This is a genomic window from Ideonella sp. P3_A4, from assembly GCF_056403075.1.
This window is the reverse complement of sequence record NZ_JBFUGE010000796.1, coordinates 1-2420: the sequence shown is the minus strand read 5'-3', so window position 1 is coordinate 2420 and position 2420 is coordinate 1. Positions and strand designations below refer to the sequence as shown.

Here is a 2420-nt window from a genome sequence, read left to right as displayed (position 1 = left end):
CCCATCCTGTGCGCCGACACCACCGTCGCGCTCGGCCGCCGCATCCTCGGCAAGCCGGTCGATGCAGCCGATGCCGTGGCGACGCTCACCGCACTGTCGGGCCGCAGTCACCGTGTGCTGACGGCGGTGGCGGTGTTCGATGGCCGTCGCACGTCGCTCGCGGTCAACGACTCGCACGTGCGCTTCGCGCCGCTGCCGCGCGAGGTGATCACTGCGTATGTCGACAGCGGCGAGCCCTTCGGCAAGGCCGGCGCCTACGCGATCCAGAGCTCGCTCGCGGGCTGGATCGAGCGCATCAGCGGCAGTCACTCCGGTATCATGGGTTTGCCCCTCTACGAGACAACCCAGCTGCTGCGCCGCGCTCACCTGCGCGTTTGAAGGCGGCCGCTGCGGCGACGAGGCCCCATGCACGACATATTGATCAACTGGGCCCCGCAAGAGACGCGGGTCGCCCTCATCGAAAACGGCTCGATTCAAGAGCTGCACCTTGAGCGCACGCTGGAGCGTGGGCTGGTCGGCAATATCTATCTCGGCAAGGTTGCGCGTGTGCTGCCCGGCATGCAAAGCGCGTTCATCGACATCGGGCTGGAGCGTGCCGCCTTTTTGCACGTGGCGGATCTGCACACCGCAGGCTTCAACCCCCGTGCCAGCAGCGACACGGCCCAGACGCCGATCGAGAAGCAGGTCTTCGAAGGCCAGACGCTGACGGTGCAGGTGGTCAAAGACCCGATCGGCACCAAGGGCGCGCGCCTGTCGACGCAGGTCAGCATCGCCGGGCGCATGCTGGTCTTCCTGCCGCAGGACAACCACATCGGCATCTCGCAGAAGATCGGCTCGGCCGAAGCGCGCGAGCAGTTGCGCACCCGCATGCAGACGCTGGTCGGCAAGCCCGAAGAAGGTGGTGGCGGCGGCTTCATCCTGCGCACCAACGCCGAAGAAGCGACCGACGAGGAACTGGGCGACGACATCGCCTACCTGCGCAAGACATGGGGCCAGATCCGCCAGCGCGCGTTGTCGCAACCGCCTGGCACCTTGCTGCACCAGGACCTGAGCCTGGTCGAGCGCGTGCTGCGCGATTTGGCCACCGAGCAGACCCAATCGATCCGCATCGATTCGAAGATGCAGTTCGACACGCTGAAGGCGTTTGGCGGTGTCTACACGCCGACCGCGATCGCGAAGCTAGAGCACTACCGCGGCGAGCGGCCGATCTTCGACCTCTTCGGCATCGAAGAAGAGATCTCGCGTGCGCTGGCGCGGCGCGTGGAGTTGAAGTCGGGTGGCTACCTGATCGTCGACCAGACCGAAGCGCTGACGACGATCGACGTCAACACCGGTGGCTTCGTCGGTGCRCGCAATTTCGACGACACGATCTTCAAGACCAACCTCGAAGCGTCGCAGGCGATTGCGCGCCAGCTGCGCCTGCGCAACCTGGGCGGCATCATCATCGTCGACTTCATCGACATGGTGCGCGAAGACCACCAACAGTCGGTGCTGGCCGAGTTCCGCAAGCAACTCAGCAAGGACCGCACGAAGACGACCGTCAGCGGCTTCACGGCGCTGGGCCTGGTCGAGATGACGCGCAAGCGCACGCGCGAATCGCTGGCCCACATGCTGTGCGAGCCGTGCCCCACCTGTGGCGGCCGCGGTCAGGTGAAGACCGCGCGCAGCGTCTGCTACGACGTGCTGCGCGAGATCCTGCGCGAGGCGCGGCAGTTCAACCCGAAGGAATTCCGCGTCGTCGCCAGCGCCTCGGTGGTCGAGATGCTGCTCGACGAGGAAAGCCAGCATCTGGCCGACCTCTCGGCTTTCATCGGCAAGCCGATCTCGCTGTCGACCGAGCCGACGATGAATCCGGAGCAGTACGACATAGTTCTGTTGTAGGCTCAGCCCAAGCGGATAAGAGGCGCGCGAAGCGCCGCCGCCTCTTCAAGTGGCGTGCGCGGATCCGGCTTCACAGGGCTGCTGTGCGAGCCCCCCGTGGGGGCGCTTGTTAACAACCAGTATCCGGCCCGCTGCCTGATATAGCGCCGCTGACCTTAGGATCGGTTGTCAAACGATGCTCCCCGATTCGAGGCATGGCGCACGCACCGGACACTCCTGGCTCGACCGAGGCACTTGAAACCGACACCCGGTTCGCGCGCATCGTGGACGCCATGCTGGTGCCTCCCTCCACCGGCAAGCGAAAGAAAGCACCAACCGCCGTTTCGGCGCCGCCCGAGCCGGAGCGAGAGCCGGCGGAGGCAGCGCTGGCACGGGCCAGGGCGCTGATACTCGGTGGGCAGGTCGGGCCCGGCCTGACGTTGTGCCACCGTGTCTGGCCATCGGTGTCACAGGCCGACGATGTCTTGCAGATGGGGGCCTGCCAGCTGGTGATGGTGCTGGGCTACCAGTTCATGGGCCTGGACCGGGCGGCCTACACG

General features: G+C 66.0%; 3 protein-coding genes. All 3 read left to right on the top strand.

From position 1 onward, the window contains the following. A partial coding sequence (locus AC1DYI_RS32835; protein ID WP_477208302.1) for a Maf family protein occupies positions 1-378 on the top strand: 378 nt, incomplete at its 5' end. Between the two features lie 27 nt (positions 379-405). Next, positions 406-1881, top strand: coding sequence for a ribonuclease G (gene rng / locus AC1DYI_RS32830; protein WP_477208301.1), 1476 nt, complete (start codon positions 406-408; stop codon positions 1879-1881). A gap of 194 nt (positions 1882-2075) precedes the next feature. Continuing rightward, positions 2076-2420 (top strand): hypothetical protein (locus AC1DYI_RS32825; protein WP_477208300.1); only part of this gene is annotated, 345 nt, incomplete at its 3' end.